Below are 23,822 nucleotides of genomic sequence, written 5' to 3'. Positions count from 1 at the left end.
GGTCTGTTGCGGCGCATCAAAGGCGAAGGCGTCGTCCGCGTCCAGTGCCAAGGATGCATCGCCGAACAGCGGCGTCATGCGGCGTCAGGCGGCGTCCTCTTCCTCGCCGTCGCGGACGGCAACGATCACCCGATCGCGACCGTGCTGCTTGGCATGCAGCAGCGCAGCATCCGCCGCGCGCACGAGACGGCCACCGGCGACATGATCGGGCGTGTTGGCGACGCCGATCGAGGCAGTCACCGCCCCCAGCGGGCGTCCGTCATGGACGAGATGCAGCGCGGCGATGCGTTGCCGGATCTGCTCGGCAAGGTCGATCGCGCCCGACGTGCCGACGGCGGGCAGCACCAGCAGGAATTCCTCACCGCCATAGCGAAAGGCCAACCCGCCATCGTGGACGGCATCGCGCAACACCGCCCCCACTTCCCGCAGCACGAGATCCCCGGCGTCATGCCCGAACATGTCGTTGAAGCGCTTGAAATGGTCGACGTCGAGCATCACCGCGCTCACCGTCTGGCCGCTCCGCTCGGACTCGGCCAGCAGCAGATCCAGCATCGTATCCAACTGGCGCCGGTTGGCGAGACCCGTCAGCGGATCCGCCATCGCCATTTCGCGCAGCGCGTCGCGCAGCCTGAGGCTGGCGACCGCGAGGCTGATGTTTTCCGCGAGCATCTGCATGTAGGTTTCCGGGGTCGCGGATCGTTCACCCGCATCGGCGATCGGCTCGAAATAGAGCAGACCCAATGCTTCACGCTGCGCGATCAGCGGCAGACAGATGCTGTTGACAATCGCGCCCGGGATTCGGTCGAGATGGTCGCAGGGCACGTCGATCATCGCGCCTTCAGGCCGATGGCTCGATCCGCGGCGCAGCGCCCAGCAGGCTATCGGTGTGAACTCGGAGCGTGAATGCCGCGGCAGCTTCCAGCGGCAGCGCTCGACCATCGCGTTGCGATGACGATCGTGCAGATAGAGGATTCCCGACATACCCTGGACGATCTCGGGCACGAAGCGCTGCACCACCTCGGTCAGGTCCCGCATCGTGTCCGCGCCCTGCAGCCGTTGCATCATGCGCGACAGCAGGTCGCGCGTCGCCCGGTCGTCCTTCGCTTCCTCCTCCAGCCGCTGGCGTTCGAGGCCGTTCTCGCGGAAGACGCGGATCGCATGCGCCATGTCGCCGATCTCGTCGATCTGATCGGTCGCAGGCATCTCCGCAGCGTAATCCTGCGCGGCGAGCCGCGTGACGACGTCGCTCAGCCGCACCACCGGCCGCAGCACCCGCAGCCGGATGACGAAGGCGAGCACGAAGACGAACAGCAGGCCGGTGGCGACGAGCACGATTGCCGACGTCGTCCGCCAAAGGCGCGCGATGCCGGTGGCTTGGCCGACATCGGCATCGATTCTGCGGTTAAGCCGGTCCTGGAAGCGGTCGACCTGCTCCTCGACGCGATCGAGCTGCCGCTCATAGGGCGCACCGAAGACGATCGCGCGGGCTTGCGTCTCATTGCCCGATCGTTGGGCGTCTATCGCTGTCCGCTGTTCGTCATGCAGGGTTTCGGCCAGGCGCATCGCATCGAGCACCGCCCCGATCTCGTCCACCCCGGCGCCGGCATCGCCCAGCTTGCGGATGCGGCTCTCATCCGCGCGCAACCGTGCGAATTCGCGATCATAGGCCTCGAGATCGGCGGCATGGCCGGTGATGATATATTGGCGGGCATGCTCGCTGAGCACGAGGGCGTCCTTGCCGAGGTCCGCGCTCGCCCGATCGAGCTGCTCACGCTGCGCGACCGCTGCGCGCTCACGATCCAGCGCGTTCGACGCGAGCAACATCGTGGTGCCCGACGCGAGCGTCAGCAGGACGGTGGCACCATAAGCGAGGTTGATGATCGTCGCGAGCCGCATGCGCCCTTTTAGCGCATCCCGCGACGCAAAGCGTTAACGCCCGGCAGCAGCGATCAGCGGCCGGCCTGCGCCTTTTCGTCCGCCGGTGCCCAACCCAGCCCCAGCGCCTTCTGCAGCGCCACATAGTCCGCCGTCATCGCTGCCTTCGCCTGGATCAGAGACTGATCGGCCGCGACAGCCTGACGATCGGCATCCAGCGTGTCGATCAAGGTGACGGTTCCGCCCGCATAGCGCTTGCGCATCAGCGCCGCGGTGCGCTCGGCAGTTACCTTGCTGCGTGCCGCACTCGCGACGGTCTGGCGGCGCGCGCCGAAACGGGACAAAGCATCCTCGGCGTCCTGCAGCGCACTCAGTACGGCGCTGCGATACTGCGCCGCCGCCTCGTCACGCACCCCTTCCGCCTGGCCGATCCTTGCCGCGTTACGGCCGAAGTCCAGCACGTTCCAGGAGAGCTGCGGGATGGCGAGCGCGGCAAGGTTGTCGGGATCGAGCGTGTCGCCGGGATTGGTACCGCCGATGCCGATCAGCCCCATGAAGCTGATCCGCGGCAGCGCCGCCGCCTTGGCCGTGCCGATCTGCGCGGTGCGCTGCGCGAGCAGGCGCTCGGCGGCGCGCACGTCGGGCCGGCGCGCGATCAATGCGGCCGGATCGCCGACCGGCACCGCTTCCGGCGGCAGCGGCACTGCGCCCGGCGCGGTCAGCAGCGCATCGAGCGCGCCCGGCGCCTCGCCCACCAGCACCGCCAGCGCGTTGAGATAGGCATCGCGTTCGGCGTTGAGCGGCAGCACTGCGGCGTCGCTCTGTTCCACCTGCCCGCGCAGTTGCTCCACCTGCAATTCGGAGGCGGTACCGGCGGCCTGGCGCTGTTCGGTCAGTACCAGCATCCTGCGCTGCATGTCGGCGGACCGGCGCGCGAGGGTGATGCGGTGCTGGCGATCACGGAGGTTGATATAGGCCTGCGCGACCTCCGCGGTCAGGCTGACCTGCGCATCGGCGAGGTTCGCCGCGGCCGTGCCGATCGAGGCGCGCGCCGCCTCCAGTTGACGGCGATGGCCGCCGAACAGATCGACCTCCCAGCTCGCATCGAACCCGAGATTGTAGAACTGGACGTCGCTGTCGATCTCCGCGGATTCGCCGCCGCTCCCGCTGCCCAGATCGACGCCGGGAAGCTTGGCGAACACGCCCATCGCCTGCGCATTGGCATTTGGCAGCCCGTCGGCACGCTCGAGCCGCAGCGCCGCGCGCGCCTGCCGCAGCCGTGCCTGCGCGACGCCGAGATCGGGGTTGGCGGCCAGCGCCCGCCGTTCCAGATCGTCGAGCACGGGATCGCCGAAGCCCGTCCACCAGTCGGCCGCGCCGGGTGCCGCCACCTGTGCGGCAGCATCGGCACGGCTGAAGCGCGCCGGCGGTGCCACCGCGCCCGCGGATTCGGGGCCCTTGTAGTCCGGCCCCACGGTGCAACCGGCGAGCGCGGCCAGCACAGCAAGCGAAACATATCTACGCATCAGCCAAAGCCTCAATGCATCGAGACCGACTGCCCCTGGGGCAGCGGACGCAGGAACAGGACGAGCGGCAGGACGATGAGGATGCCCATCGCCAGCAGCCAGAAGATATCGTTGTAGGTCATCACCAGCGCATCGCGCTCGATCGTTCCGGCCAGCGATCGCAGCGCCGCCGCAGGCCCGCCGAGCGCGTCGCCGAGGCTGGAGATATACTCCTGAACACGCTGCGAATTGGCGTTCAGCGTCTCCTCGATACGGCGGCTGTGCAACCACACGCGCTGATCCTGCACAGTCGCGATGCCGGCCAGTGCCAGCGACCCGCCGAGGTTGCGCGCGGCGTTGAACAGCCCGGCGGCGTCGCCCGCTTCCTCCCGGCTCACTGCGGCGATCGCCGCCTGGTTCAGGAACAGGAAGGTCAGGATCGACCCGACACCGCGCAGGAGCTGCGATTCGATGAAGTCGCCGCCCGTGGCATTGGCATTGAGCGCGGTATCCACCCAGCAGCTCGCCGCCATGATCAGCATGCCGCACGTTACCGCGATGCGGATATCGACCCGCTTGATCAGGAACGGCGTGAAGGGCATCAGCAACAGGCTCGGTATCCCCGATACCAGCACGATCTGCCCCGATTGCAGCGCATTGTAGTTGGCGATCGAGGCAAGGAACTGCGGGATCACGAAGGCGGTGCCATACAGCACCATGCCCAGCACGATGCCCATCAGCACGACCGATCCGAACTGACGATCGAGCAGCAGTTTCAACCGGATCACCGGCCGCTCCGAAACGAACTGGCCGGCGAACAGCAGGACGAAGCCCACCGCCGCGACGATCGACAATTCGATGATCTCCCGGCTCTGGAACCATTGCTCGCGCTGCCCCTCCTCCAGCACCACGGTAAGGCCGCCGAGCCCGAGCGCGAGGCCTGCGATGCCCAGCCAATCCGCCCGCAGCAGTTCGGAGAGGTGCGATTTCCGATGCGGCAGGCCGACCAGCAGCAGGGTGACGAGCACCATGCCCACCGGCAGGTTGAGGAAGAAGGCATAGTGCCAGCTGACATTCTCCGTCAGCCAACCGCCGATCAGCGGCCCGAGCACGGGCCCCAGGATCGCGGTGACGCCGAACAGCGCCGTGCCGATCGGCTGCTGTGACCTCGGCAGGCGCGTGGCGATGATCGTCATCGCCGTCGGGATCAGCGCGCCGCCGGTGAAGCCCTGCCCCACCCGGCCGATGATCATCACCGTCAGGTTGGTGGCGATCCCGCACACCATCGAGAAGCCGGTGAACAATGTCGCCGCGATCAGTAGGAACGTCCTGAGCCCCAGCACCCGCTCCAGCCAGGCGGCGAGCGGGATGATGACGATCTCGGCGACCAGATAGGAGGTTGCGATCCAGGTGCCCTCGGTGCCGCTCGCGCCGATCTCACCCTGGATCGTGGGCAGCGCGGAATTGACGATCGAGATGTCGAGCGTTGCCATCATCGCGCCGAGGCTGCCTGCCGCGACCGCCATCCACGCGGCTGCGTCGGCGCGTTCGGGTGCGGGCTGCGCGGCGGTCACGCGGCCGGCATCAGCGGCCGCGGCGCTCATCGCGCGGCCCGCTCGTTGTGCTTTTCCTGCTCCGCGCGCATGCGCTTTGCGGAGTCGCGCGCGGACCTGGTATCGACGCTCACCTCCACCGACATGCCCGGCACAAGCAGCGCGCGCGTCTGCGGCCCGGCGCTGATCGCGATGCGCACCGGCACGCGCTGCACGATCTTGGTGAAGTTGCCCGTCGCGTTCTGCGGCGGCAGTACAGAGAATTGCGCGCCCGTGCCGGGCGATATGCTATCGACCTTGCCCGGAATCTCGACGCCGGGGAGCGCATCGACCTCAACCATCACCGGCTGGCCGGCGCGCATCAGCCCAACCTGCGTCTCCTTGAAATTTGCGGTGATATAGATCTTGTCCATCGGCACGATCGTCATCATCCGCGTGGCTGGCTGGACGAACTGGCCGAGCCGCACCGTCTTGTCGCCGACCCGGCCGTCGATCGAGGCGCGGATGATCGTGGCACCGAGATCGGTGTTGGCGGCGTCGAGCTGCGCCCGCGCACCCTCACCCTGCGCCAATGCCTGGCGGACCTGCGCGCGCAGCGTGCCGACGCGTCGTTCGGCGCTGGCCAAGCCGGCGCGCGCGGCAGCGACCCGGCTGTTCGCCTGCTTGGACTGATTACGCAGCGTCGACAGGCGTTCGCGCGTCTCGGCGCCGCTTTCGGCGAGCGGCGTATAGCGCGCGACCTCACCGGATGCGAACGCCGCATCCGCCCGCGCTGAAGCGAGTTCGGCGCGTGCCTGCGCGATCGTCGCCTGCTGCTCGTCGATCTGCGCCTCGATGCCGGCGGCATTGGCACGCGCGACGTCGATCTGCGCCTGCGACTGCGCGGCCTGCGCCTGATAATCGCGCGCGTCGATGCGGACGAGCGGCTGACCCGCCTTCACCATCTGGTTGTCGGCAACCAGCACCTGCTCCACATAGCCCCCGACCTTGGGTGACACCGTCACGCCATCGGCCTGCAGATAGGCGTCGTTGGTCGACTCCTGATATTTGCCGTAGCTCTGGTGGCGGATGAACCAGAGAACGCCGCCGACCAATATCGCGGCGACGACCAGCAGCAGCATGATGCGCACCAGCGGTCGCTTCAATGGCGGCGTCCGCCCGCTCTGCCCACCATTTTCGCCCGACTCGGGCTTACCAGACGTGTCCGCGACCATTCCCTAGACCTCGTGAGTCTCCGTGGCGCGTCGCAATGCACGCAGTTGCAGCATAACGCAATACCATATAATGAGGGCCCTCATGAATCAGGCCGACGAAAATCTGCTGCGCCATCTGTCCGTGCTGTACCAGCGGATGCGGCGGCATATGGACCAGCTTCTGGCGGGCCAGGGCGCATCGCTCGCGCGGGTCAAGCTACTGATGTACATCGCCGGCGAATGCGGCGCCGCGCGCGCGGCGGACATTGCCGACCTGTTCGGCCAGGCGCCTCGCACCGTTACCGAAGCGCTCGACGCGCTGGAGCGCGACGGTATGATCCAGCGCACCCCGGACCCCGACGACCGCCGCGTAAAACGGCTGGCGATCACCGAGGCCGGCGCGGCCGCGGTCGCCGCCGCCGAACCGATCCGGCGCAAGTTCGTCGAGGATTTCTTCCGCGTGCTGGACGATGAGGAGCGCGCGCAGTTCGACGGCATGCTCGTCAAGCTGATCGGCGCGCTTGACCAGCCCTGACGCGAGCCCAGGCATCACGTGGCGATGCAGCAAAGCTTCCGCGCCGCCCCCTCAAATGCTAAAATCCCCGGTGTCGATCGCCGCGATATGGTGACGGCAGTTGGGAGAGACGTCATGGAACGACTCGACGCAGGGATCTGCGAGTGCGACTTTGGGCTGCTCTGTTCCGCCAGCGCCGCAGCACTCGCCTTGTTCGGTCTCGCGTTCGTCGCGCTGACCTGACGCGACGGACCAGCCCCGGCAGCGGACGTGGCGTCGCCGCGACGATGCCGGGCGCCGCGCGCGCCAGCGCGATGGAGGCTTGACCGGCACCCGCCTTCTCCATTCAACTGATCTCCCACGAAAATTCAGCGGGAATCAGCACGATGGATGAATCCTCTTCGCCGCACGCCAGCCGCCGGGATCTGCTGCGCGGCGCCGCTGCCGGCGCGATGATGCTCGCGCCCGCTGCCGCGCATGCCGCCCGCGATGGCGACCTCGCCAAGGTGCAGGCCGCGATCCGCAACGATCATGAGGCCAATCTCAAACGCCTGCGGGACTGGATCGCCCTCCCCACCATCGCCGCCGAGAGCCGCAACATCGAGGAGGGCTGCACCCATATGATGCAGCTCGCACGTGAGGCGGGCTTCCAGCAGGTCGAGCGGGTGCCGAGCAAGGGCATCCCGGGCGTGTTCGCGACGATGGACAATGGCGCGAAAACCACGCTCGGCCTTTACTTCATGTATGACGTGAAGCAGTTCGACCCAGCCGAATGGAGTTCGCCTCCGCTCGAAAGCAGGATCGTCGACCGGCCGGGCATGGGCCAGGTGCTGATCGGCCGCGGCGCGGTCAACCAGAAGGGCCCGGAATCGCTGGTGCTCGCGGCTCTCCAGGGCTTCCGCAAGGCGGGCGCCAAGCCACCGGTCAACCTCGTGCTCGTTGCCGAGGGCGAGGAAGAGATCGGCTCTCCCAATTTCGCCGAGATCGTGCGCAGCCCGCGCGTGCTCGCCGCGCTCAAAAAGTGCAGCGGCATCATCATCCCCGCGAGCTGGCAGTCGCCCGTCGATGGCGGCGTTTCCGTCAATCTGGGCGCCAAGGGCGTGATCGAACTGGAACTCGTCGTCACCGGCGAAGCTTGGGGTCGCGGGCCGGCGAAGGATCTCCATTCGAGCAACAAGGCGATCGTCGACAGCCCGGCATGGCGGCTGGTGCAGGCGCTGCAGACCTTGGTCAGCGCCGATGGCAACACGCCCGCGATCGACGGCTGGTTCGACAAGGTCCGTCCGCTGACACCGCGGGAAAAGGCGCTCATCGCCGATTCCGCCGCGAAGCGCGATCAGGCGCATGAGATGAAGCAGATGGGCGTCCGCCATCTCGTCGACGACCTGCCCTGGCAGCAGGCGCTGGAACGGCTGGCGGCGATGCCGACCGTCAATATCGAAGGGCTGGTGTCGGGTTATACCGGGCCGGGCGGCAAGACCATCCTGCCCGCGCGCGCGGTCGCCAAGCTCGACATGCGGCTGGTGCCCGACCAGACCTATGAAGACTGCGTCGCCAAGATCAAGGCGCATCTCGTCAAGCGCGGGTTCGGCGATATCGCGGTCAACGTGTCCGGCGGCTACGACCCCACCGAGACGCCCGAGGATTCCAAGCTGATCAAGGCAGAGCTGGCCGCCTATGAGCGCGCGGGCATCAAGACCTCGATCTATCCGCGCCTTGCCGGCTCATGGCCGGGCTATGTCTTCACCTCGGCACCCGTATCGCTGCCCGCCGGCCAGTTCGGCTTCGGCCATGGCAGCGGCGCGCACGCGCCGGACGAATATCTGGTCATCGAAAGCAGCAACCCGAAGGTGATGGGGATGGACGATGCCTCGGCGGCGTTTGCCGATTTTCTGTATCAGGTGGCAGTGATCGGTTGAGGCACGGGGATGAAGTGGCTGCTGCGCTCATGCCGCAGCAACCACTCTTTCCGCCACAGCCCGCCGCCGTAGCCCGTGAGCGCGCCATCGGCGCCGACCAGGCGGTGGCAGGGAATGACGATCGCGATCGGGTTTGCGCCATTGGCACGGCCCACGGCGCGCACCGCCTGCGGCCGACCCATTCCGCGGGCGAGCGCGCCATAGGTCCGGGTCTCGCCGGGCGGGATCCGGCGCAGCTCGGCCCAGACCGCTTCGGTGAAGCCGCTGCCGGGGGTCGCCAGCGGCGTTTCGAACGCGGCGGAGCGGCCGGCGAAATACGCGTCGAGTTCGGTGGCCGCCATCGCGATCGGCGGCGCCTCGCCAAAATCGATCGACGAATCCATCGTCTGTCGCAGCCGGGCGAGTTCGGCGGGCAGCACCTTGCGACCGAAGAATTCGAGGAGATGGAGCCGCGCCTCGTCCGCCACCGCCAGCATCCCGCCTATCGGCGTCTCGATCCAGCCGGCCTTGAGCACGGCACGGCCCTTCGGGTGCCGGGGCGTCTCCCGCACCAGCCGGCCGATCGCGTCACGGGTGAGTTCGTCGGCAGCGGAAGGATCGGGGGTCAGGGGCACGCCTTCAATCCGATGATCGAGCGACGTCCGCCCACGCCGCGGCTGCCCGCATATCGGGCCACCGAAACGACGCGTGAGGTTACTGGCGCCGTCAGTAACGCCAGCCGGGCGGATGTTCGGTAACATTGTTGCCGAGGTCGATCATCACCTCGTCGACATAGCACCAGCCCCATGGATCCGGCGGATCATAGCTTTCCATGATCGGATGGCCGGTAGCATGGAAATGCTTGGTCGCGTGGCGGTTCGGCGAATCGTCGCAGCAGCCGACATGACCGCAGACGCGGCAGATACGGAGATGCACCCAGCGGCCTCCGTTCGCGAGGCATTCCTCGCAGCCGTCCGCGCTGGGGCTGACGTCCGCGAACTGATCGAGGTGGCTGCATCCGCTCATGCACGTCAAAGTTGCGCAACGAGCAGGTGATTGCAACACGACTTCGGCATAGGCTCTGCACATGGCCGATACAGAATCCTCACCGCTCGATCCCACCGACCCCTATTTCAGGGAAGCGCAGACTTTTCCCGTACTCCCGCGCGAGATGGTCGCGCGGATTTGCGCTTATGGGCGGGAGGAATCCGTGCCCGACGGTCGCTATGTGTTCGAGCGCGGCCAGCGGCGGGCCGACTTCTTCCTGGTGCTCGACGGATCGATCGACATCCTGATGTTCGACGATTGCGGCCGCACGCAGTTGCTCCATTCACACCGCGCCGGACAGTTCACCGGCGAGGTCAACCTGTTCAACGATCGCAAGACGCTGGTGAGCGGCCGCGCCGCCGGCGACACCCGCGTCGCGCGCATCGGTCCGGCCGACTTCAGTCGGATGATCGCGGCGGAACCCGATATCGGCGAAGTCATCATGCGCGCGTTCATCCTGCGCCGCGTCGGGCTGATCCGCCACCAGCATGGCGGCGTCACCCTGATCGGCCCCGGCCACGGCGCCGCGATGGTGCGGCTCAACGCCTTCCTGACGCGCAACAACTATCCGCACCGGGTGATCGACACCGAGGAAGACGAAACCGGCGATGGCTTCCTGCGCCACTTCGGGATCGGTGCGAACGACCTGCCGGTGGTGCTGTGCGACGGGCACGTGCTGCGCAACCCCGCCAGTCACGAATTGGCCGACTGCCTTGGGCTCTCGATCGAGATCGACCCCGCGTTCGTGCATGACGTGACGGTGGTCGGCGCCGGCCCTGCGGGGCTCGCCGCGGCGGTCTATGCCGCGTCCGAAGGGCTCTCGACATTGATCGTCGAGGGCACCGCACCCGGCGGCCAGGCCGGCACCAGTTCCAAGATCGAGAATTATCTCGGCTTCCCCACCGGCATTTCGGGCGAGGCACTGGCCGGACGCGCGCAGATGCAGGCGCAGAAGTTCGGTGCGCGGATCGCCGTGTCGCGCGACGTCGTCTCGCTCGACTGCAGCACGGACATCTACAAGCTGACCCTGGCGGACGGCGCCACGATTCAGTCCCGCGCCGTGGTGGTCGCGACCGGCGCGCGCTATCGCAAGCTCGACCTGCCCGATTACGACCGGTTCGAAGGATCCGGCATTCATTATGCCGCCACCGCGATGGAGGCCGGGCTCTGCGCCAACCGCCCCGTCGTCGTGGTCGGCGGCGGCAATTCCGCGGGACAGGCGGCGATGTTCCTGTCGCGCAGCGTCTCGCACGTTCACATGCTCGTGCGCGGCGCCGGTCTTGCCGCGACGATGTCCAACTATCTGATCGAGCGGATCGTCGCCTCGCGGCAGATCACGCTCCACCCCTATTGCGAGGTTACGGGACTGGAGGGCGACGCGCAGCTCTCCGCGATCCGCTGGCGCGATCGCCAGACGGACGAGGAGATCCGGCAGGAAGCCGCGGCGCTGTTCGTGATGATCGGCGCTGCGCCCAACACCGGCTGGCTCACCGGCTGCCTCGATTTCGACGCATCCGGCTTCATCCCCACCGGCACCGAGCGTTCGCCTTTCGAAACCGAGAGCGCCGGTCTGTTCGCGGTCGGCGACGTGCGCAGCGGTTCGGTCAAGCGCGTCGCCTCGGGCGTCGGCGAAGGATCGGTGGTAGTGCAGGCGATCCACCGCTTTCTGGAAGAGCAGCGCGCGGCGGGCGGCTAGGTCTTCGCGGCCGGACGCCAGGATCCGCGCACGGCATTTACGGGCACCAACCTGGCGCGTTGCCTCATCCGCCAATCTCGCGCCGACCACTCCCCGCATGTCCGCGAATCACGCACCGCGTACAGCCGCCATTCATCGATCGTCGGCTGTACTCCTCAAGCACATATGTGGTCCGCCGCAGACAATGGTTGCTACCGCTACCAACCCTGCGCCGGCGTGACCAAATCGTTACAGTTGGCCGAGCGGCGGCGCTGTGCCCCGTCCGCTCGACTTGCATCGGGCGAAAGCCGATGCTAACCGCCCCGCGACCGAGATCGGGGGCGCGCTTGCGGCCCCCTTTCGGCGTAGGTCGACATTTCCGGTTCGAAGAGGGGCAACGGACGCGTGGAGAATTCCGGCGGCATTCAGGCTAGCTTGGCGGGGCGTTATGCCACCGCGCTTTTCGATCTTGCGCGCGACCAGAATCAGATCGCCGTCGTCGAGGGAAGCCTGGCGACGCTGCGCGCGGCACTGGCCCAGTCCGACGACTTCCGCCAGCTGACCACCAGCCCGCTCGTCTCGCGCAGCGCGGCCGGCCGGGCGGTGACCGCCGCTGCCCGCGAAATGGGCATCGATGCGCTGACGGTGAACTTCCTGGGCGTGCTCGCCTCCAACCGCCGTCTCGCGGCGCTCGGCGACATTTCCCGCGCGTTTGGACAGCTTGCCGCGGCCTATCGCGGCGAGGCGAGCGCGCAGGTCACCTCCGCCCACCCGCTGACCGGCGATCAAGTCGACGCGCTCAAGGCGCAGTTGAAGGCCCGCGTCGGCCGTGACGTTTCCGTCGACCTCACCGTCGATCCCGCCATCCTCGGCGGGCTCGTCGTCAGGATCGGCTCGCAGATGATCGATTCCTCGATCCGCACCCGTCTGAACACCCTCGCGCACGCGATGAAAGGCTGAACATGGATATCCGCGCCGCAGAAATCTCGAAGGTCATCAAGGACCAGATCGCCAATTTCGGCTCCGAGGCGCAGGTCTCGGAAGTCGGCCAGGTGCTTTCGGTCGGCGACGGCATCGCGCGCGTCCACGGGCTGGATAACGTCCAGGCCGGTGAGATGGTCGAGTTCGCCAACGGCATCCAGGGCATGGCGCTCAACCTCGAGGCCGACAATGTCGGCGTCGTGATCTTCGGCTCCGACGCCGAGATCCGCGAGGGCGACACCGTCAAGCGCACCGGCACCATCGTCGACGTGCCGGTCGGCCGCGGCCTGCTCGGCCGCGTGGTCGACGGCCTCGGCAACCCGATCGACGGCAAGGGCCCGATCTTCTACGAGAAGCGCAGCCGCGTCGAGGTGAAGGCGCCGGGCATCATCCCGCGCAAGTCGGTGCATGAGCCCGTGCAGACCGGCCTCAAGGCGCTCGACGCGCTGGTGCCCGTGGGCCGTGGCCAGCGCGAGCTGATCATCGGTGACCGCCAGACCGGCAAGACCGCCGTCGCGATCGACACCTTCATCAATCAGAAGACCGCGAACGCGGGCGACGACGAGAAGGCGAAGCTCTACTGCATCTACGTCGCCATCGGCCAGAAGCGCTCGACCGTCGCGCAGATCGTCCGCCAGCTCGAAGAAAATGGCGCGATGGAATATTCGATCGTGGTCGCCGCGACCGCGTCGGAGCCCGCGCCGCTGCAGTATCTCGCGCCCTACACCGGCGTCGCGATGGGCGAGTATTTCCGCGACAACGGCATGCACGCCGTGATCGTGTATGACGATCTTTCCAAGCAGGCCGTCGCCTATCGCCAGATGTCGCTGCTGCTGCGCCGCCCGCCGGGCCGCGAAGCCTATCCGGGCGACGTGTTCTACCTGCACAGCCGCCTGCTTGAGCGCGCCGCCAAGCTCAACGATGCCAACGGCAACGGATCGCTGACCGCGCTGCCGATCATCGAGACGCAGGCCGGCGACGTCTCCGCCTACATCCCGACCAACGTGATCTCGATCACCGACGGCCAGATCTTCCTCGAAACCGACCTGTTCTTCGCGGGCATCCGCCCGGCGATCAACGTCGGCCTCTCGGTGTCGCGCGTCGGTTCCGCCGCGCAGACCAAGGCGATGAAGAAGGTCGCGGGCTCGATCAAGCTGGAACTGGCGCAGTATCGCGAGATGGCCGCGTTCGCCCAGTTCGGTTCGGACCTCGACGCCTCGACGCAGAAGCTGCTCAACCGCGGCGCGCGCCTCACCGAGCTGCTCAAGCAGCCGCAGTTCAACCCGATGCCGTTCGAAGAGCAGGTCGCCTCGATCTTCGCCGGCACCCAGGGCTATCTGGACACCATCCCGGTCGATGCGGTGACCCGCTTCGAGGCGGCGCTGATCGCCGACCTCAAGGCCAACCACGCCGACGTGCTCACCACGATCCGGACCACCAAGGATCTGGGCGACGAGGTGAAGGGCAAGCTGAAGGCCGCGCTCGACCAGTTCGCGAAGACCTTCGCGTAACAGGAAATAGCCCTCTCCCCCGCCGGGGAGAGGGTCGGGAGACGGGCGATCACGCTCTTCTCCCAGACGGAAGTCCCCTCTCCCCGCCCCCTCTCCGGAGGGGAGAGGGAGTAAGAAAGAAGAGACGACCAGGAATGGCCTCGCTCAAAGCGCTCAAGCTCCGCATCAACTCGGTGAAGTCGACGCAGAAGATCACCAAGGCGATGAAGATGGTCGCCGCGGCGAAGCTTCGCCGCGCGCAGGAAGCCGCCGTCGCCGGCCGCCCCTATGCGGAGCGGCTCGAGAAGGTGATGGCAAGCCTCGCCTCCAAGATCGTCGTCGGCCCGCAGAGCCCCAAGCTGCTCGCCGGCACCGGCCGCGACGATGTTCACCTGATCATCGTCGCCACCTCCGAGCGTGGTCTCGCGGGTGCGTTCAACACCAACATCGTCCGCGCGGCGCGCCGCAAGGCGGATGAGCTGGTCGCCGCCGGCAAGACGGTGAAGTTCTACATCGCCGGCAAGAAGGGTCGCGCCGTGCTCAGGCGCTTCCACGCCAAGCAGATCCTGCACGACCAGGAGATGGGCCACATCAAGAACGTCGCCTTCGCCGACGCGAAGATCGTCGCCGACGATGTGATCGCGCGCTACGAGGCGGGCGGGTTCGACGTTGCTCACCTGTTCTACGCGAAGTTCGTCTCAGCGCTGGTGCAGGAGCCGACCGGCCAGCAGGTCATCCCGGTGCCGCTGCCCGCGGGCGACAAGGCGACGGGCGCGACCGGTGCGGTGGAATATGAGCCGGACGAGGAATCGATCCTGGCCGATCTGCTGCCCAAGAACGTCGCGATCCAGATCTTCCGCGCGCTGCTGGAGAATGCCGCGTCCGAACAGGGCAGCCGAATGAATGCGATGGACAACGCCACGCGCAACGCGGGCGACATGATCAATCGCCTGAGCATTCAGTACAACCGGACCCGCCAGGCGGCGATCACCACCGAGCTGGTCGAAATCATTTCGGGCGCCGAAGCGCTCTAACGGCACAAGAAGGCAAGGACAGAGACCCATGGCAACCGCCCCCACCTCCACTGGCCGCATCAGCCAGGTCATCGGCGCCGTCGTCGACGTGAGCTTCGACGGCAGCCTGCCGGCGATCCTCTCGGCGCTCGAAACCGACAACAACGGCAACCGCCTCGTCCTCGAGGTCGCGCAGCACCTGGGTGAGAACACCGTCCGCACGATCGCGATGGACACGACCGAGGGCCTGACCCGCGGCCAGGCCGTTCGCGACACCGGTTCGCAGATTTCGGTGCCGGTAGGCCCCGCGACGCTCGGCCGCATCCTCAACGTCATCGGCGAGCCGATCGACGAGCGCGGCCCGGTGACCACCGACCTGCGCGCGCCGATCCATGCGAAGGCGCCGGAGTTCGTCGACCAGTCGACCGACAACAGCATTCTCGTCACCGGCATCAAGGTGATCGACCTGCTCGCCCCTTATGCGAAGGGCGGCAAGATCGGTCTGTTCGGCGGCGCCGGCGTGGGCAAGACCGTGCTGATCCAGGAACTGATCAACAACATCGCGAAGGGCCATGGCGGCACCTCCGTGTTCGCCGGCGTGGGTGAGCGCACCCGCGAGGGCAACGATCTCTATCACGAGTTCCTGGATGCGGGCGTCATCGCCAAGGATGCCGACGGCAACCCGACTCCTGAGGGTTCGAAGGTGGCGCTGGTGTTCGGCCAGATGAACGAGCCGCCGGGCGCCCGTGCGCGCGTGGCGCTGTCGGGCCTGACCATCGCGGAATATTTCCGCGACCAGGAAGGTCAGGACGTTCTGTTCTTCGTCGACAACATCTTCCGCTTCACGCAGGCAGGCGCGGAAGTGTCCGCTCTGCTCGGCCGTATTCCGTCGGCCGTGGGCTATCAGCCCACGCTGTCGACCGACATGGGCGCGCTACAGGAGCGCATCACCTCGACCAACAAGGGGTCGATCACCTCGGTGCAGGCCGTCTATGTGCCCGCCGACGATTTGACCGATCCGGCGCCGGCCACCTCCTTCGCCCACCTCGACGCGACGACCGTGCTCAACCGCGCAATCTCGGAACTCGGCATCTATCCGGCCGTGGATCCGCTCGACTCGACCAGCCGCGTGCTTGAGCCGCGCGTCGTCGGCCAGGAGCATTACGAGACCGCCCGCGCCGTCCAGTCGCTGCTGCAGAGGTACAAGTCGCTGCAGGACATCATCGCGATCCTGGGGATGGACGAGCTTTCCGAAGAGGATAAGCTGACCGTGCAGCGCGCCCGCAAGATTCAGCGCTTCCTGAGCCAGCCGTTCCACGTCGCCGAGGTGTTCACCGGCATCGACGGAAAGTTCGTGGCGATCGAGGACACGGTGAAGTCGTTCAAAGCGGTGGTCGACGGCGAGTACGACCATCTGCCGGAAGCGGCCTTCTATATGGTGGGTGGCATCGACGATGTCGTCGCCAAGGCGCAGAAGCTGGCCGCCGAAGCGGCGTGATGATGGACGGGCCCCTCCCCTTCAGGGGAGGGGTCGGGGTGGGGCCTGTCGCTTGCTCGCAAGCCGATGCGCACGCTCCAGCGTCCCCCACCCCACCCCGCCTCCTGAGGGGGAGGAAGGGCTAAGGAAGAAACCATGGCACTGCATTTCGAACTGGTGACCCCCGAGAAGCTCGTCCGCTCGGAAGAGGTCTACATGGTCGTCGTCCCCGGCACCGAAGGTCAGTTCGGCGTGCTTCAGGGCCACGCGCCGTTCATGTCGACGGTGAAGGACGGTGCGCTCAAGATCTACCGCACCGAGGGCGCCACGCCCGAGATCCTGCAGGTGGAAGGCGGCTTCGCCGAGGTCAGCGAAAAGGGCCTGACCGTGCTCGCGGATCGTGTGATCGAGGGCTGATAGACAAAGCCGCCCGGCACGACCGAACACCGAAAGGGCTGGCGCTGCGCGTCGGCCCTTTTCGTTTATCCCGTCCTGTCCAGCCGTTCGGACAGCCGATCGAGCCGCGCGATGATTTCCTCGTCGATCTTTGCGTGGATGCGCAGGATTTCCAGTTCGGCCCGCAGATTGACCTGATAGTCGAGCTTTGCCGCCATGCGGTCCTTCGCCGCCTGCCGGTTCTGGCTCATCATGATCACCGGCGCCTGGATCGCGGCGAGCGTCGAGAGCATCAGGTTGAGAAAGATGTAGGGATATGGATCGAACGCCATCCCGAAATGGGCGAGCACCTCGCTGTTGAGCAGCATCCAGCCGAACAGCACCAGCGCGAAGCCGATGATGAACGACCAGGATCCGCCGATCGCCGCGACCCGATCGGCAAGCCGGTCCGCGAGGTCGGCATTGGCGTCGTCGAGGTCGCTGGCGTCCTGCGCGATCGGTACGCCGGCAGCGATACCGGACAGCACCGCTTGCTCGTCATGCTCGAGATCCTGAAACTCGCTGCCGAGCAGCGTGGTCGCGAGTTCGTTCCTTCTCTGCTGCACCGCGATCTCCGCTATCCTGCGCGCCTGCCGCGCCGTGTCACGAAATCGGGCGCGTGTCTGTCACGCGAAGGTCTAGCGCCGTCCGCATCACGAGCGCCATTCGCGCCGCAACAGCCCGTAGAGCAACGTATCCCGCACGCCGATATGCGTTTCCCATTCCTCGCGCAGCCGACCTTCGAGGCGGAACCCCAGCCGTTCGAGCAGTCCGACCGACGCGGCATTGTCGGGATCGACATCGGCGAAGATCCGCCGCGCGCCGTCCGCGAACATCCGGTCGATCACGCCCGACACTGCCTCTGCGGCGATCCCCCTGCCCCGCACCTGCGGCACGAGGATATACCCGACCTCGAACACCGCAGCCCGCCGTTCTGACAGATTCACCCAGCCGAGCGCATGGTCGTCGCCGCGCTCGGTGATCGCCCAGCATCGCCACGTCTTCTCCTCGACGTTAACCCGCACATAGGCCTCGGTTTCGGCCAGCGAGGTGCGCGGCGCGCTCGACCACCAATGCATCGTCACCGGGTCCGAAAGCGCTGCGTGCAATGCCGCGGCGTCGCTCAACTCGATCGGGCGAAGGCGGAGCCGCGCCGTGTCGATCGAGGGAAAGCGGCTCATGCCGTCAGCGCGGCGACGAGCGCCTTGACCTTCTTCTGGCGCCATTGCGGCAGCGGTGCGATCAGCCAGAAGGCCTTTGATGTCGGCCTGGGCTCTCCCAGCGAAACGATCCGCCCCGCGGCAAGGTCACCTTCGGCAAGCAGCGCGGGCACGTTGGCGCGCCCGAAGCCGGCGGCAGCCGCGTCGATGGCAAGGCCGGCATCGGCCACGCGCAGCGCGGCCGCGCCATCCTCGCCCGGGCACCCCGGCCAGTGGATCGGCATCTCGCCCGCATCGGCCATGCCGACGGTGACGAAGGCGCCGTCCGCCAGCTTGACCCCTTCATGCTCGCCGGGCCCGTCGACGAGACGGATGGCGAGGTCGAGATTGGCTTCGGTGAAATCGAGGTCGCTGTCCGCCGCGATCAGCACGAACCGAAGTTCGGGATCGCTACGGCCATAGGCGGCGAGCCGCGGGGCGAGCCATTTGGCGGTGAAGTCGCGCGGCGCGGCGATGGTCAGCGCCTTGGAGGATTGGCCCGCCTGCATCGCCCGCACCGATTCCTCGAACTGCAGGAAGCCCGCGCGCAGATTATCGAGCCCCGCACCGGCCTCCGGCGTCAGTTCCAGTCCCTTGGGCGTACGGCGGAACAGCACCACGCCCAGCGTGTCTTCCAGCGCGCGGATCTGCTGGCCGACCGCGGCGGGCGTCACCGCCAACTCGTCGGCTGCGCGCGTGAAGCTGAGATGCCGCGCGGCAGCGTCGAGCACGCGCAGGCCGTTCAGCGGAAGGTGGGTACGCTTCATTCCCGGCTGATCCCGTTACTCGGTTTAATTTGCTACCGCGGGCGCGGTCAGCGGAAAGCGCGGGATCGCTACGTCGAAGGTCGATCCATCCTCGCCGATCATGTGATAGCTGCCCTTCATATAGCCCGTCGGCGTCGTCAGCGGGCAACCGGACACATAGTCGAAGGCGCCGCCGGGTACGATCAGCGGCTGTTCGCCGACCACCCCCTCGCCCTCGACCTCGTGCTGCGCGCCGCGGCCGTCGGTGATCCGCCAGTGACGGGTCATGAGTTGCACCGCCATATCGCCCTCATTCTCGATGCGGATATGATAGGCCCAGAACCAGCGCCCGCGCGCCGGCTCCGACTGTTCCGGCAGGAAGCTCACCGAGACGCGCACGGTGATACCCCGCGTCGTTTCCGCGTGAGGGAAGAACGCCTTCACAGCCCGACGGCGCTCAGCGCCTGATCGAGATCCGCGATCAGGTCCTGCGGATCCTCGAGCCCGATATTCAGCCGCAACATACCCTCGCCCACGCCCATCTCCTCGCGCGCTTCCGGCGCCACACCGCTATGGGTGGTGGACGACGGATGCGTCATCAGCGAGCGAGAGTCGCCGATATTGTTGGAAATGTCGATGAGTTGCAGCGCGTCGAGCAGGCCATGCGCCTGCGTGCGGCCGCCTTCCAGCACGATCGCGAAGATCGGGCCACAGGCGGACATCTGCCGCATCGCCAACTCGTGCTGCGGATGGCTCGGCAGGCCCGGGTGGAGGATGGTCGGCACGCGGCCTTCGAGGAAGCGGCCGACCGCCAGCGCGTTCTCGCTCTGGCGGCGGATGCGCAGGTCAAGCGTCTCCAGCCCCTTCAACACCACCCAGGCGTTGAACGCGCTGAGCGTCGGTCCGGTGTTGCGATGGAAGGGCAGCAGCGTGTTGGTGATGAAATCCTCGGTGCCGCAGATCGCACCGGCGAGCACGCGGCCCTGCCCGTCCATCATCTTGGTCGCCGAATAGGCGACGACATCCGCGCCGAATTCCATCGGCTTCTGCAGCGCGGGCGTGGCGAACGCGTTGTCGACCACGGTGGTGATGCCGGCATCCCTGGCGATCGCACACACCGCGGCGAGATCGACAATGTCCATTGTCGGGTTGGCCGGCGTCTCGAAGAAGAAGACCCTGGTGTTGGGGCGGATCGATTCCTTCCACAGCGCGGTCTCGCGCGCATCGATCACCGTCGTCTCGATCCCGAACCGCGGCAGCAGCGTATCGACCAGCCAGCGGCACGATCCGAACGCGGCGCGCGCGGCGACGACATGGTCGCCCGACTTGAGCTGGCACAGCAGCGCGGCGGTCATCGCCGCCATGCCGGATGCGGTGCAGCGCGCCGCCTCGGCGCCTTCCAGCAGCGCGATGCGATGCTCCAGCATCTCCACCGTCGGGTTCTGCAAGCGGCTGTAGGTCATCCCCTGCTGCTCGCCTGCGAACCGTGCCGCGGCGTCTGCCGCGCAGTCATAGGCGTAGCCCGAGGTCATGAAGATCGCCTCGGAGGTTTCGCCCCATTCGGAGCGCATGGTGCCGCCCCGCACGGCCTGTGTGGCGGGGCGCCAGGTGTTGGTAACGCTGCGGTCCTGTCCGGTATGCCTCTTCATGCGCGCCGCTTTGCGCCGGGCAGGCGGCGGCCGTCAATCGGCGATCGCGCCAGCCGGGTCATAGCGCATTCCGGATGCGCATTTCTGTCATCGCCATGCAACAGGATCCGATCTAGGATCGCGTCGTGACCGGGGGCGTTCGCGATATCGCATGGCTGAAGGGGCTCGACGCGGGCCGGGCCGCGCTGTTCCTTGCGCTCGCATCGCTGCTGCTGTTCGGCTTCAACATCGGCCAGCCATCGGTGCTGATGTTCGACGAGACGCATTATGTCCGCGCGGCGCGCGTGTTGCTGGCGCTTGAACGGCCGATCAACATCGAACATCCGTTGCTGGCGAAGGCGCTGATCGCGCTCAGCATCGGCCTGTTGGGCGACAATCCTGTCGCGTGGCGCGTGCCGAGCCTGATCGCCGGCGTGGCGACGATCCTCGCGCTGTTCCGCATCACCTCGCTGCTGTTCGGCAGCGTTCGGGCGGGGCTGCTCGCCGGAATCTTCGGCATGCTCAACCAACTTGTCTTCATCCAGGCGCGGATCGGCATGCTTGATGGCATCATGGGCGCCTTCCTGCTGTGGGGTGTCGCTCTGGCGATGGGCGCGGCGCTCGGCGAGCGGCGCCATGCGTCGCTGATCGGATCGGGGCTCTGCTTCGGCCTCGCGATCGGCGCGAAATGGGCCGCCCTCCCTTATGCCGCGGTCGCCGGACTTGTCTTCGTCGGCATGAAGCTGTTCCCGGCCAGGCAGACATGGCGTGGCATCGCGCTCGTGCCCGGCGCACTGCTGATGGCCGGCGCGATGGCGATTGCCTATTTCGCCACCTTCATCCCCGCCTTCTTCTATCATTCGCAACCGCTGACACTGGCGACGCTGTTGCCGTTCCAGCTCGACATGTACCGCCAGCAGACGATGCCGCTGGCGCACCATGCCTATCAGAGCGAATGGTGGGACTGGCCGCTGATCCGACGGCCGATCTGGTATTTCTACGAACCGGTCGACGGCATCCAGCGCGGCGTGTTCCTCGTCGGCAACCCTGCGATCATGTATGGTGGCCTGCTCGCGGTCGGCTTCGCGCTGTGGACGGGCATTCTCCACCGCAATCGCGCGCAGCTCTTCGCGGGCCTGCTCTGGGTCTTCTCGATGGCGCTGTGGATCGTCATCCCCAAGAAGATCGGCTTCTATTATTACTATTATCTGCCAGCACTATTCCTGTGCATCGCGCTGGCCGGCGCCTTCCGGCAGGAGATCAAGGACGGCGGCAATCCCTATTCGCCCTTCCTCTTCACCGCGCTGGCGGGCGGGCTGTTCGCCTATTTCTATCCGATCATCGCCGCGCTGCCGCTATCCAGCGACCAGGCGTTCCACTTCTGGATGTGGTTTCCGACCTGGCCTTAGCGCGGCTCACCCTCAGTAGCGCCCCCAGGTGAAGCGCGAAGACAAGGCGAAGTTCCACACCGCCCCGACCAGCACCCCGGCCAGCGCCGAGACGCCCCACAGCATATTGCGATACTCGAACAGGAAGGCCGCCACGCCGATATTCGCCAAAGCGCCCAACCCGCAGACGAGGCAGAAGGAGATCCAGCCACGCAGCAGCGCCCGCGCCCCGCGCAACCGGCGGTCGCGGTAGGTGAACAGGTTGTTGAGCCAGAAATTGAACGTCATCGCGACCATTGTCGCCACCGCCTGAGAGGCGGCGAAGGCGATCGTCAGCCCCTCGAACATCGCCGTCAGCACCGCGAAATGGACGAGGATACCGGCCGCGCCCACGCTGGCGAACAGTGCGAAGCGCACCGGCACGATGCGGCCGAACAGCTTCTCGTAGAGCGCGATCAGATATTCGAGCGCAACGACATGGTCGAGCTTGCTCTCCCCTTCGGTGCGCTCGCGAAAGACATAGCCAAGTTCGGCGACGCGCAGCGGCTGCGGCGCCGCGGTCATGATGTCGAGCAGGATCTTGAAGCCGATCCCCGACAGCCGCGGCGCCAGCGCGCGAAGCGCCTCCGCCTCGATCATGAAGAAGCCGCTCATCGGATCCGAGAGTTCGGCCTTGAGCACGATCGTGCTGAGCCCCGCGGCAAAGCGCGACTTGGCCAGCCGGTCACGATCCCATTCGCCGGTGCCTCCGCCCTCTGCGAAACGCGTGCCGACGACGAGATCGACGCCCCCCTCCTTCAGCCGCCCGAGCATCCGCGGCAGCAGGCTCTCGTCATGCTGCAGGTCGCCGTCGATCACGGCGACATAGGGCGCGGCGGTCGAGAGCATGCCCTCGATGCAGGCGGAGGAGAGACCGCGGCGGCCGATCCGTTCGATCACCCGCACCCGCCGGTCGGTCAGCGCCAGCCGGCGGGCGACCGCCGCCGTGCCGTCCGGGCTGGCATCGTCGACGATGATCGCTTCCCAGGCGATGCCCGCCAGCACCACGTCCAGCCGCGCAATCAACGTCGCAACATTGCCCGCCTCATTGAAGGTCGGGACGACGACGGCAAGCGCGAGCGGCGGATCGCCGGACACGGGCGCGCGGCTTACCGGAGTGCGCGGATGACGGCGTCGCCCATCTCGGTGGTCGTCATCGACCCGCCGAGATCCGGGCTACGCGCGCCGGCGGCCAGCGCCGCCGCTACGGCGGCTTCGATGCGATCGGCGTCGTCCGGCTTGCCGAGCGAATAGCGCAGCATCATCGCCGCGGAGAGGATCGTCGCCAGCGGGTTGGCCTTGGCCTGCCCCGCGATGTCGGGCGCCGAACCGTGGATCGGCTCGTACAGCCCCTTGCCCGCGCCATCGAGCGCCGCGGAGGGCAGCATGCCGATCGAGCCGGCGCACATGCTCGCCTGGTCCGAAAGGATGTCGCCGAACAGGTTGCCGGTGACGATCACATCGAACTGGCCGGGGTTGCGCACGAGTTGCATGGCGGCGTTGTCGACATAAAGATGGCTGAGCGCGACGTCGGGATATTCGGCGGCGATCTCGGTCACCACGTCGCGCCAGAGCTGCGAGGTTTCCAGAACATTCGCCTTGTCGACCGAGGTCAGCTTGCCGCGGCGCGCGCGCGCGGTCTCGAAGCCCACGCGGGCGATGCGCGCCACTTCCGACTCGTCATAGGACATCACGTCATAGCCCTGGCGCAGCCCACCGGGGGTCGTGCGCATGCCCTTTTCGCCGAAATAGACGTCGCCATTCAATTCGCGGACGATCACCATGTCGATCGCGCTGGCGACTTCGGGGCGAAGCGCGGAGGCGTCGGCCAGCTCGGGGAAGAGCTTGGCAGGGCGCAGGTTGGCGAACAGGCCCAGCGCGGCGCGGAGGCCGAGGATCGCCTGCTCGGGGCGCAACCGGCGCTCCAGCCGGTCGCAATCGGGATCGCCGACCGCGCCGAACAGCAGGGCGTCGGCGCGCCTGGCGAGCGCCAGCGTTGCCTCGGGCAGCGGATGGCCTTCCGCCTTGTAGGCGGCACCGCCGACAGGCGCAGTCTCATAGCTGAGGTCGGAGACGCCCGCCGCGTCGAGCACCCGCACCGCTTCGGCGATGACCTCCGGCCCGATTCCGTCTCCGGGCAGCAGTGCGACGAGCATGTGGATCTCC

General features: G+C 67.1%; 22 protein-coding genes. 9 read left to right on the top strand and 13 right to left on the bottom strand.

Going from position 1 to position 23,822, the window contains the following annotated elements; all coding sequences use genetic code 11:
• Positions 1-84: 84 nt before the first annotated feature.
• Genes NX02_RS08530 through NX02_RS08515 form a run of 4 tightly spaced genes read right to left on the bottom strand, consistent with a single transcriptional unit; the run spans position 85 to position 6,147 of the window.
• Positions 85-1,896, bottom strand: coding sequence for a diguanylate cyclase (locus NX02_RS08530; protein WP_025291777.1), 1,812 nt, complete (start codon positions 1,894-1,896; stop codon positions 85-87).
• Positions 1,897-1,949: 53 nt separating this feature from the next.
• On the bottom strand, positions 1,950-3,401 hold the full coding sequence (locus NX02_RS08525) for an efflux transporter outer membrane subunit (RefSeq protein WP_025291776.1): 1,452 nt from the start codon (positions 3,399-3,401) through the stop codon (positions 1,950-1,952).
• Between the two features lie 11 nt (positions 3,402-3,412).
• Entirely contained in the window at positions 3,413-4,984 is a 1,572-nt protein-coding gene (locus NX02_RS08520; protein ID WP_025291775.1) for an MDR family MFS transporter, read from the bottom strand.
• Entirely contained in the window at positions 4,981-6,147 is a 1,167-nt protein-coding gene (locus NX02_RS08515) for an HlyD family secretion protein (RefSeq protein WP_025291774.1), read from the bottom strand. Before NX02_RS08515 ends, NX02_RS08520 begins: the two co-directional genes overlap by 4 nt.
• An 82-nt stretch (positions 6,148-6,229) precedes the next feature.
• On the opposite strand from NX02_RS08515, the gene NX02_RS08510 reads away from it, so the two are divergent.
• The gene (locus NX02_RS08510) at positions 6,230-6,661 is read left to right on the top strand and encodes a MarR family winged helix-turn-helix transcriptional regulator (RefSeq protein WP_025291773.1); all 432 of its coding nucleotides are present in this window, start codon (positions 6,230-6,232) and stop codon (positions 6,659-6,661) included.
• 365 nt (positions 6,662-7,026) lie between these two features.
• A complete protein-coding gene (locus NX02_RS08505) occupies positions 7,027-8,559 on the top strand; it encodes a M20/M25/M40 family metallo-hydrolase (protein WP_025291772.1) in 1,533 nt (510 codons plus the stop codon).
• On the opposite strand, the gene NX02_RS08500 is transcribed toward NX02_RS08505, so the two are convergent.
• Positions 8,538-9,173: a methylated-DNA--[protein]-cysteine S-methyltransferase gene (locus tag NX02_RS08500; protein WP_025291771.1), complete on the bottom strand. Its 636-nt coding sequence runs from the start codon at positions 9,171-9,173 to the stop codon at positions 8,538-8,540. The genes NX02_RS08505 and NX02_RS08500 overlap by 22 nt on opposite strands.
• 91 nt (positions 9,174-9,264) lie before the next feature.
• Positions 9,265-9,564, bottom strand: a complete 300-nt coding sequence (locus NX02_RS08495) for a UBP-type zinc finger domain-containing protein (RefSeq protein ID WP_025291770.1) — start codon at positions 9,562-9,564, stop codon at positions 9,265-9,267.
• 61 nt (positions 9,565-9,625) lie between these two features.
• On the opposite strand from NX02_RS08495, the gene NX02_RS08490 reads away from it, so the two are divergent.
• The 6 genes from NX02_RS08490 (at position 9,626) to NX02_RS08465 (ending at position 16,638) form a co-directional block, all read left to right on the top strand.
• The gene (locus NX02_RS08490; RefSeq protein WP_025291769.1) at positions 9,626-11,281 is read left to right on the top strand and encodes an FAD-dependent oxidoreductase; all 1,656 of its coding nucleotides are present in this window, start codon (positions 9,626-9,628) and stop codon (positions 11,279-11,281) included.
• A gap of 384 nt (positions 11,282-11,665) precedes the next feature.
• Entirely contained in the window at positions 11,666-12,220 is a 555-nt protein-coding gene (locus NX02_RS08485) for a F0F1 ATP synthase subunit delta (protein WP_025291768.1), read from the top strand.
• Positions 12,221-12,222: 2 nt separating this feature from the next.
• Positions 12,223-13,752, top strand: a complete 1,530-nt coding sequence (atpA, locus tag NX02_RS08480) for a F0F1 ATP synthase subunit alpha (protein ID WP_025291767.1) — start codon at positions 12,223-12,225, stop codon at positions 13,750-13,752.
• 134 nt (positions 13,753-13,886) lie between these two features.
• On the top strand, positions 13,887-14,765 hold the full coding sequence (locus NX02_RS08475; protein WP_025291766.1) for a F0F1 ATP synthase subunit gamma: 879 nt from the start codon (positions 13,887-13,889) through the stop codon (positions 14,763-14,765).
• 28 nt (positions 14,766-14,793) lie between these two features.
• A complete protein-coding gene (gene atpD / locus NX02_RS08470) occupies positions 14,794-16,242 on the top strand; it encodes a F0F1 ATP synthase subunit beta (RefSeq protein ID WP_025291765.1) in 1,449 nt (482 codons plus the stop codon).
• Positions 16,243-16,377: 135 nt separating this feature from the next.
• Entirely contained in the window at positions 16,378-16,638 is a 261-nt protein-coding gene (locus NX02_RS08465) for an ATP synthase F1 subunit epsilon (protein ID WP_025291764.1), read from the top strand.
• Positions 16,639-16,703: 65 nt separating this feature from the next.
• Here NX02_RS08465 and NX02_RS08460 read toward each other — a convergent pair whose 3' ends face one another.
• The 5 genes from NX02_RS08460 to NX02_RS08440 form a co-directional block, all read right to left on the bottom strand.
• Positions 16,704-17,222 (bottom strand): DUF1003 domain-containing protein, encoded by a 519-nt coding sequence (locus NX02_RS08460; protein WP_025291763.1) that lies wholly within the window; start codon positions 17,220-17,222, stop codon positions 16,704-16,706.
• Positions 17,223-17,309: 87 nt separating this feature from the next.
• The gene (locus NX02_RS08455; RefSeq protein ID WP_025291762.1) at positions 17,310-17,837 is read right to left on the bottom strand and encodes a GNAT family N-acetyltransferase; all 528 of its coding nucleotides are present in this window, start codon (positions 17,835-17,837) and stop codon (positions 17,310-17,312) included.
• On the bottom strand, positions 17,834-18,622 hold the full coding sequence (locus tag NX02_RS08450) for a LysR family transcriptional regulator (RefSeq protein WP_025291761.1): 789 nt from the start codon (positions 18,620-18,622) through the stop codon (positions 17,834-17,836). Before NX02_RS08450 ends, NX02_RS08455 begins: the two co-directional genes overlap by 4 nt.
• Positions 18,623-18,646: 24 nt before the next feature.
• Entirely contained in the window at positions 18,647-19,045 is a 399-nt protein-coding gene (apaG, locus tag NX02_RS08445; RefSeq protein WP_025291760.1) for a Co2+/Mg2+ efflux protein ApaG, read from the bottom strand.
• The gene (locus tag NX02_RS08440) at positions 19,042-20,250 is read right to left on the bottom strand and encodes a trans-sulfuration enzyme family protein (RefSeq protein ID WP_025291759.1); all 1,209 of its coding nucleotides are present in this window, start codon (positions 20,248-20,250) and stop codon (positions 19,042-19,044) included. The genes apaG and NX02_RS08440 overlap by 4 nt, the downstream gene beginning before the upstream one ends.
• Before the next feature lie 125 nt (positions 20,251-20,375).
• Between NX02_RS08440 and NX02_RS08435 the strand changes: the two genes are divergently transcribed.
• On the top strand, positions 20,376-21,638 hold the full coding sequence (locus NX02_RS08435; RefSeq protein ID WP_025291758.1) for a glycosyltransferase family 39 protein: 1,263 nt from the start codon (positions 20,376-20,378) through the stop codon (positions 21,636-21,638).
• Between the two features lie 12 nt (positions 21,639-21,650).
• On the opposite strand, the gene NX02_RS08430 is transcribed toward NX02_RS08435, so the two are convergent.
• The gene (locus NX02_RS08430) at positions 21,651-22,754 is read right to left on the bottom strand and encodes a glycosyltransferase family 2 protein (RefSeq protein ID WP_025291757.1); all 1,104 of its coding nucleotides are present in this window, start codon (positions 22,752-22,754) and stop codon (positions 21,651-21,653) included.
• An 11-nt stretch (positions 22,755-22,765) separates the two neighbouring features.
• Positions 22,766-23,812 (bottom strand): 3-isopropylmalate dehydrogenase, encoded by a 1,047-nt coding sequence (leuB, locus tag NX02_RS08425; RefSeq protein ID WP_025291756.1) that lies wholly within the window; start codon positions 23,810-23,812, stop codon positions 22,766-22,768.
• Positions 23,813-23,822: the final 10 nt, after the last annotated feature.

The sequence above is a fragment of the Sphingomonas sanxanigenens DSM 19645 = NX02 genome, assembly GCF_000512205.2.
GTDB lineage: Bacteria > Pseudomonadota > Alphaproteobacteria > Sphingomonadales > Sphingomonadaceae > Sphingomonas_D > Sphingomonas_D sanxanigenens.
This window is presented reverse-complemented; position numbering and strand designations above follow the sequence as displayed.

Excerpts from the sequence above, each read along its gene's own strand:
- NX02_RS08525 (WP_025291776.1), bottom strand. The coding sequence starts at position 3,401 with ATGCGTAGATATGTTTCGCTTGCTGTGCTGGCCGCGCTCGCCGGTTGC.
- NX02_RS08440 (WP_025291759.1), bottom strand. The coding sequence starts at position 20,250 with ATGAAGAGGCATACCGGACAGGACCGCAGCGTTACCAACACCTGGCGC.
- NX02_RS08510 (WP_025291773.1), top strand. The coding sequence starts at position 6,230 with ATGAATCAGGCCGACGAAAATCTGCTGCGCCATCTGTCCGTGCTGTAC.
- leuB (WP_025291756.1), bottom strand. The coding sequence starts at position 23,812 with ATGCTCGTCGCACTGCTGCCCGGAGACGGAATCGGGCCGGAGGTCATC.
- NX02_RS08455 (WP_025291762.1), bottom strand. The coding sequence starts at position 17,837 with ATGAGCCGCTTTCCCTCGATCGACACGGCGCGGCTCCGCCTTCGCCCG.
- NX02_RS08520 (WP_025291775.1), bottom strand. The coding sequence starts at position 4,984 with ATGAGCGCCGCGGCCGCTGATGCCGGCCGCGTGACCGCCGCGCAGCCC.
- NX02_RS08495 (WP_025291770.1), bottom strand. The coding sequence starts at position 9,564 with ATGAGCGGATGCAGCCACCTCGATCAGTTCGCGGACGTCAGCCCCAGC.
- NX02_RS08515 (WP_025291774.1), bottom strand. The coding sequence starts at position 6,147 with ATGGTCGCGGACACGTCTGGTAAGCCCGAGTCGGGCGAAAATGGTGGG.
- atpD (WP_025291765.1), top strand. The coding sequence starts at position 14,794 with ATGGCAACCGCCCCCACCTCCACTGGCCGCATCAGCCAGGTCATCGGC.
- NX02_RS08490 (WP_025291769.1), top strand. The coding sequence starts at position 9,626 with ATGGCCGATACAGAATCCTCACCGCTCGATCCCACCGACCCCTATTTC.
- NX02_RS08475 (WP_025291766.1), top strand. The coding sequence starts at position 13,887 with ATGGCCTCGCTCAAAGCGCTCAAGCTCCGCATCAACTCGGTGAAGTCG.
- atpA (WP_025291767.1), top strand. The coding sequence starts at position 12,223 with ATGGATATCCGCGCCGCAGAAATCTCGAAGGTCATCAAGGACCAGATC.
- NX02_RS08530 (WP_025291777.1), bottom strand. The coding sequence starts at position 1,896 with ATGCGGCTCGCGACGATCATCAACCTCGCTTATGGTGCCACCGTCCTG.
- NX02_RS08450 (WP_025291761.1), bottom strand. The coding sequence starts at position 18,622 with ATGAAGCGTACCCACCTTCCGCTGAACGGCCTGCGCGTGCTCGACGCT.
- NX02_RS08465 (WP_025291764.1), top strand. The coding sequence starts at position 16,378 with ATGGCACTGCATTTCGAACTGGTGACCCCCGAGAAGCTCGTCCGCTCG.
- NX02_RS08505 (WP_025291772.1), top strand. The coding sequence starts at position 7,027 with ATGGATGAATCCTCTTCGCCGCACGCCAGCCGCCGGGATCTGCTGCGC.